Source organism: Candidatus Zixiibacteriota bacterium (assembly GCA_018820315.1).
In the GTDB taxonomy this organism is placed as follows: domain Bacteria; phylum Zixibacteria; class MSB-5A5; order JAABVY01; family JAHJOQ01; genus JAHJOQ01.
Map to the genome: position 1 here is coordinate 1 of JAHJOQ010000052.1, position 7191 is coordinate 7191.

Here is a 7191-nt window from a genome sequence, read left to right on the forward strand (position 1 = left end):
CACGAACACATAAGGCAAACGTTTTGCCAACTTGTGGGAGTTGACCTGAATACCGAGGGATGTTGAATGATAACGACTTAGCTCATGGAAAGAGAAACGGCAAGGGGGTGGCTACGTCATAAATCCGACCGTCTGGCGGGCTATCCCGTAACATGCTGTGCGGCAACGTAGATCAGACCGCCACCAAACGGTCGAAAAGTAGCGGACTGGCGAATCAGGGGGGGGATTAGAGAGGTCTCTCTATCCCATATAGCCTCATTTTTCTTCTCAAAGTTGTCTCCGACATTCCGAGAGCTCGCGAGGCCTTTGACTTATTCCAATCGTGAGCCTTAAGAATCACCTCTATTTGCGTTTTTTCGAGCGCTGCGGTCAGTCTCTTCCTGTTGACTTTCTTCAATGAGGACTCACGAATATCTGCCGGCAGATCATCCTTTTCAATACGTCTGCCAGGGCTGAGAATACCGAACTTCTCGATCATGTTTTTCAGTTCCCTGACGTTCCCCGGCCAATCATGAAGGATCATTGCCGAAATTGCATCAGACGAGAAACGAATCGAGGGTTTCGCGAATTGCCTGCTGAAGTGATCGATCAACGGCTGAATGTCTTCTGGTCTCTTTCTCAAAGGTTCAATCTCGAGACAGAATTTATTCATTCTATAATAGAGATCTTCCCTGAATTTGCCCTCTCGAATCTTGGCTCTCAGATCCTGATTTGTCGCAAAAATGAATCTGATATTCACATTGATGGTCCTATTGCTGCCGACCGGCTGAAATTCCTGATATTCGATCACTCGCAGTATCTTAGCCTGGATGTCAGGCGGCATGTCACCAATTTCATCGAGAAAGAGCGTTCCGCCATCGGCCGCCGCGAATTTTCCCGGTCTGGCATCAACGCCCGATGCTACATTCTTGGCTATTCCAAACAGTTCTGTTTCGCTCAGTCCGGTAGCGAATGCGGCACAGTTGACCTTAACCAGCGGCTGGTCGCTCCTTGCACCTAAACTGTGGATCCTCTCACACATGATCTCTTTCCCGGTGCCGCTCTCACCGGTAATCAGTACACTCGCGTCCGACTGTGCAATCACCTGAACATTCTTCAAGAGCTCCAGAGTGGCAGGATTCTTCGTGATAAACCTCTGTTTCCGGCTCTCTGCATGCAGCTCGTCTAGATATTCGGCAGTCAGGACATTTGCATTCTTGAAGTTCTTTGCAGTCGTGATGACATGTGAGAGGAAATTCGCCATCGCCGAAATAAACGAGACATCATCCTCGGAGAACAGAGCAGGAATGGTATGGTGGTCAAGATACAAGACACCGAGCGCTTTGCGACCGTCATAGACAGGTATGCAAATGACAGAGAGGATGTTATTGTCAATGATACTCTTGAAACCCTTCGTTCGTCTATCTACCAGGGCGTTTTCAATCACAAGAGCGCTCTCCGATTCGGCGACATTCTGGACAACATTCTTGCTAAAGTCGACAATATCCCTCAGGCTGTCATCGTCACAATTTACGTACGCGCGTACCCGTATATCCGTAATATCCTGCTGCCTTAGCAGCAGCACGCCGCGCTCAGCACCGGTCAGATCAACGGCAAAACGGACGATCTTCTGAAGAGTCTCATCATAGTCTGCAAGATCCCTGAAGACGTTGGAGATTGAGTGAATCGCATCCAGCAGTTCACGCTTGTCCGTACGCTCTAAGCTCTCAGTCCCAAGCTCATCCTGATAGCGCGTGACGAGTACTTCGTTATTGAGCTTCGCTGCGAGGTTGTGTGCATTCAGTAGGTACTTTCGTGCCAGCTTTTCCTTCTCAGCGAGAGAATAGTACTCTCTGATTCTGCACGAGACCTGCAGAGCCAACATGGTATTTCCGGCACTATGCAGAACCCTGTATGCCGATTTCAGAAGCTGAAGCTCTTGCGTTCTGTCCGATTCCGGAACCTGGCGAAACACTATCAGCGCCTTCACTGCGCGGCACAACGGCGCCTTGGATTTTGAGATGCTTTCCACTAGAGGCGCAAACTGATCAAGATTGACCTGCGCCGTTGTGTCCTCGTTGATGAGCAGATAGAATAGGCCAAGAGCAGCGAAGTAGTAGGAGCCGAGTTCCATATGCAGGCCTACTATGGGCACCAGCTTCTTTGCAGCACTATGATCTGTATACAGGATTTCATAGAGACACCTAATCAGGAGCACATCATTCAATGAGGCACGATCCCCCAGGTCATTGAAAATGTTCTCAGCCTTGTCTGAATACAGCTCATATGCCGAGGAATCCGCGGTGTACAGCGCCAATTCCGCAAGGTTCTGATAAACCTTCCCCAACTCTCTTTCCGACCCGATCTGTTCAAACAGCAGTGCCGATTTGCTCAGCAGCTCCTGAGCTCTGGACGTTTCGCCCTTCTGCAGGCTCAGCCAGCCGTCATCGGCAAGAAACCTCGCCAGAAGCGTTTTCCCATGTTCCTGAGCACTCGCAGATAGATACTTCTGAATCCAGTAGTCCGATTTCTGATACTCAGCCATCCTCGCATGACACAACATCACGGTGCGATAGGTGCCCAACAACTTGGTGAAGTCGACCGGATGGACAGCGGATTTCATACCAAGTTTCGCATACTTGATCGACTTGCGGTACTCCAGAGCCTCCGAACAAAGCAACGAGAGATTCATCAGTGGTGTCACAGCACAATCCATCAATCCGTTCTCGTTGGCAGTGTCGATACTTATCTTGTAGTTGTCAGACGCTTTGGAGTAATCGCCCCGCCTCCAGGAAAGAGTCCCCAGGTCGCTATAGATTCTCAGTTTCAGGAGGTTGTCGTTGGTTTCCTCCGCCTTCTTCATAAGATCATTCAGCTCTGCTTCGGCCTCATCGAGTTTGCCTGTTGCGGCAGATACCCAGGTCAGCAACCTGTGAAATTCGAGCGAAAATGCTGTATTACCAGATTGTCCAGCATCACTTATCCCGTCGTCGATCAAACGAAGCGCACCTTCCATCTCCCTGCGGAAAATCCGCTGGTACGCGGCTCTGTGCAGATACTCGAGACGAGAAGCGGTGGAACCCGTGCAACATGAAACCGCTTCCTCGTAGTAAACCGCCGCATCTTCCGTCTTGCTGAGGACAGCCGATAGATCTCCGAGATTCCCGGCCAGATCTGCCTTCACAGTGTCGTTGGCCTTGACAGAAGAATCATTGAGCATCTGATGAGCGCTCCATAGGCACAGGTAGGATTTCAGGTAGTTCTTATTTTCCCTTAATGACTCGTACGAAGTCATCAGGTCCGACAATTTCTCCGTAGAATTCGGCTTGTCCGGTATCGGAAGGAGAGGCTTCGCACCGTCAGAACCATTCAGGCCGGAATAAGCAGAGATGAGCTGTTGTTGAGTGGTAGAAATGTGCCAGAAGTCGACATATCGGTCGATCTGGGATTCACTCAGAAGACTTCGCAGGAGCCTAAACGCACTCAGATGGTCCTTTCTGAATGCGCAATCGACATCGTTAAGAAACTCCTCATGGAGACCAAGAACCTTGTTTCGTTCAACGAAGAACTTCTGAGCGTTCAACTCCCGTGAATTGTGAACTCTGGCTTGGCGAAAATCTGTCAGAAGCCGCAGGGAGAGAAGAGTCCTATTCAACTCCTGCAACTTAGAGTCGTCAATGAGGCCGCATTCATGAACTGCATCCAGAATGATGTGTGGACGGTTACAAGGATCATCCTGTGTCAGTTTCGCTGTCAGATCAACCAATCGATCCTTCACGGGACTCTTCGAATTCCTGATCTCACCTCCCGAAAGAGACTCTTCGATGCTGCGTCCAAGGGAGAAATTGTCAGAGTCAGGCGATATGCTATCGTTTGTCTCGACTTCGGGTGCAATGAACCTCATGGTGCCAAGCAACTTGCCCCGAAGCGGCTGATTGGCAGGTCGCAGGAAGTCCAGATCGGTAAGGTACATGTGAATACCAGTTGCATCCTCTTTTACGAGATAGTTGCTCAGCTTTGCGTCTCCGTGGATGAATCCCATCAAGTGAATGTAGTCGAGTACGAAACAGACCTCTGGAAAGAGCGAATCGAAATGCCGTAGCAGACATTCCGCGCTCAGGGGCTTCCATTCTGATCTGTCCAAATATGGATATTCAAAGAAGACCTCACCGTCTTCTGTATGCCTATCAACAGCTCGCAGCAGGTTTCGGTCGCTGAGTTTTCTCTGCGAGTCAAACGATACATTGAGAATCTGCATCTTGTCCGACTTGCTCAAAGATCCGTTGGTAGAAAGTGTCTTAACAAAACACTTACTGAGCGTGGATGTTTTGGTCGCAATCCATGACTGAGTGAGGTTATTTTCAGCGACCAGTTCCTCAAATTCATAGAATTGTGATTGGGGGATCAGATTCATAGTGCACCACCTTGGCAATTGGCACTCTCCTGCAAACAAGACTCGGGAGTACAGAGTGCAGGTTTCATAGATTTTGCTGGTATATGTAGAATACTATTCTCCGTGCTCATCTGCAAGTATTTTGTGTGTGCACTGACAGATTCTGGCAGTGAGATCGGTGAGGGTAATCCTGAGATTCTCACCATGGCCCTGAGGAGGAAGTACGGGAAATAAAACGGGAAAGGACAGGCCGTGCACGTCAGAGGGGGCTAGGAAACTGCCGTACAAACAGAACTGCCCCTTCCCAAACCCAATTAATACAAAAAATCCCGGAAGTCAATAACTATTGCATATGAGATTTCGCACATCAGCGAGACTATCGGCGGGCACTGTCACACCGCTGAAAGGGCGTGCTGAAAAGGTCAATCCAGATCGAAATGTCCTCACAGCAATGACGCCGTTTGGGGTCTTGGGGTGCACACGGGAGCCGTGCTCCAGTGAATGCTGCAAGAGATGATCGTCTGCCTATTTGAACGGCGTTCCGGCGAAACTCAGTATCCAGAAACCCACCAGATAAACCGAGCTCAATGCCTGAAAGCCGGAGACTACACGCACCCAGCCCGTAGCTTTGAGATCAAACTCCTTGCGAGTGAGTAATCTGAGCCATCGACCAAAGTTGACATCCCGGAAACCGATGTTGAACGCGCTGACTGAACTGAAGAAAAACGCCCACCAGATCAGTCGGATGAACATCGGCACCCATCGAAACGTCATAGCATGCTTGTCTTTCAAATATGAGTTCTTCCGGTTGACGAGCGTCTGAACACTCGTGTCGGTTAGTTTTGATACATCCTCTGCATTGTAGGTGCACCAGTGGTCTGCATCCACCGTAGTGCCGCTGAGAACAAGCATCACTCCTGATCGTCCGCAAAGAAGCGCCGACAAGTAATACAGAGACCCACACAATAGCCAGATAGCCCCGAATATCTTCCAGGGCCTTCTCAGGTTACTGCCGTATTCACTCGTCCAATCGAAGAAGACAGTCTCCAGAAAATGCGGATCGTGACGTCGAAGAGCACAGATAACATCACGCTCCTATTGTTTGAAACCCAACTCTGAAAACGCTTCTCGCAGTTGCGTTAGGGCAGTGGGATTAGTGTCGTACCTCATTTGCTTGAGGCCAAAAGCCTGCGCAATTGAAGGGATGTCAGGCAAACTTCTTGGCTCAAAGACTACATCAGTCAGAAGAGACTGCGTCATATGTGCGCTATCAAGAACTGTCATTATCAGATTAGCTCCCGTGAGGTCAGCGACCCTTAGGTCGGAGCGCATGAGGTCAGCGTACGTGAGGGTAACAGCTTTGAGGTTAGCGTCCTCGAGCATAGCGCCCGCGAGGTTGGCGTGCATGAGGGATACGCCTTCAAGATCCAGCCGCTGTCCCAGACTATCGCCCATTAACCACCACCGATGCAAGTTCAGAAGACTATCCAGCTCCACACGCGATCTGTAAACTGAGGCCGCATCCCCATCATATCGCCAACCCCACGTAGTGTAGACCTGTGCCTGCGCTGACGGCAGCGTGAAGAGTGATACTATGACAACCACAGCGAGCAATGATTGGTATCGGACTGATCCTGCGTTGCGATTCAATGTATATCCCCTGGTTCAAACCCGATCTTACGGTTTCAGCAAATATGGTCACCGTGTGGTGCCATTGCAAGCAGAATCTTCTCGGCGCCTGGGAGTCAACTTTCTCAGACTGAATTCTAGACCAATGCCAAATTCAGTGATTGAGCACGCTGATATGAAACTCTACGCTGCAAAAAGTGGTTTAATGGATAGAAGTCCAAAATAAAGAGATGCGAGGATGTTATGCACATGATCGAGACAAGATTGAGCGATCTCGATGGGGGAAAATTGCTTGATGTCGCGACAGGTCGAGGTGATTTCCTGGAATACCTAATTGCCACTCTGAAATCCTATTCGGAGGCATACGGTATTGATTCCTCGGAAGAGCACATCTCTGTCGCAAGACATAATCTGGGGAATGACAAGATTGATTTTGAGGTGATGGACGCAGGTGCTATGACCTTTGACAGCAACAGTTTCGATATTGTGGCCGTCAGCAACGCACTGCATCATATGGAATCTGTCGAACCTGTTCTCCAGGAAATGAAACGGGTCTTAAAACCGGATGGAATCTTCATCATCAATGAGATGTTTCGGGATTTTCAGAACGAGAAACAATCTGTATTTGTGAGAGCTCATAATTGGTGGGCTGCTATAGATAGAATCAAGGGTGTAGTTCACAATCAGACATATCGTAAGGAAGAGCTACTTGGCCTTGCTGACTGGCTCGGATTGCAGGGAATCGAGATGATTGAGAACCAGGACATTCTGATGAGTTCGGGTGATTCTCCAGATGAAGGTTGGTTGATTGATAAAATCGACGACTATATCAGGAGAATAGCGAGTGATGCACAACATGCTGATTTGCTGGAGCAAGGTAAGCAGATCAGGAGGGACGTGACAAGCACCGGGTTCGCAAAACCGACTGAACTTTTCATTCTCGGACACAAAGCAGTTTAGGTCCGTATTCTGCAACGTCAATACTGACTGAATAACCTGCCTGCGACTCCCGTATCACACTGCACTGCCTATTAATTTGCAATGTAGCCGACAACTATCTGATCCTGCTATCGAGATATATTCAAAAGTTGTGGATAGAATAGAATGAGCGTATCCTCTTAATAGTAAACAAGAGAACTCGGGTTTATCCGAGCAGGAGGACACGCTCATGAGGAATAGTAATGTAAGTA

General features: G+C 49.1%; 4 protein-coding genes. 1 reads left to right on the forward strand and 3 read right to left on the reverse strand.

Features of this window, described 5'->3' with window-relative positions; translation table 11 throughout:
- Nucleotides 1–226: 226 nt before the first annotated feature.
- From KKH67_04355 to KKH67_04365, 3 genes are all read right to left on the reverse strand, one after another.
- Nucleotides 227–4393, reverse strand: a complete 4167-nt coding sequence (locus KKH67_04355; GenBank protein ID MBU1318410.1) for a sigma 54-interacting transcriptional regulator — start codon at nt 4391–4393, stop codon at nt 227–229.
- Nucleotides 4394–4897: 504 nt separating this feature from the next.
- On the reverse strand, nt 4898–5284 hold the full coding sequence (locus tag KKH67_04360) for a hypothetical protein (GenBank protein MBU1318411.1): 387 nt from the start codon (nt 5282–5284) through the stop codon (nt 4898–4900).
- Nucleotides 5285–5467: 183 nt separating this feature from the next.
- Complete coding sequence (locus KKH67_04365) at nt 5468–6022, reverse strand: pentapeptide repeat-containing protein (protein MBU1318412.1); 555 nt, start codon at nt 6020–6022, stop codon at nt 5468–5470.
- 228 nt (nt 6023–6250) lie between these two features.
- Here KKH67_04365 and KKH67_04370 point away from each other — a divergent pair, with 228 nt between their 5' ends.
- Complete coding sequence (locus tag KKH67_04370; GenBank protein MBU1318413.1) at nt 6251–6961, forward strand: class I SAM-dependent methyltransferase; 711 nt, start codon at nt 6251–6253, stop codon at nt 6959–6961.
- Nucleotides 6962–7191: the final 230 nt, after the last annotated feature.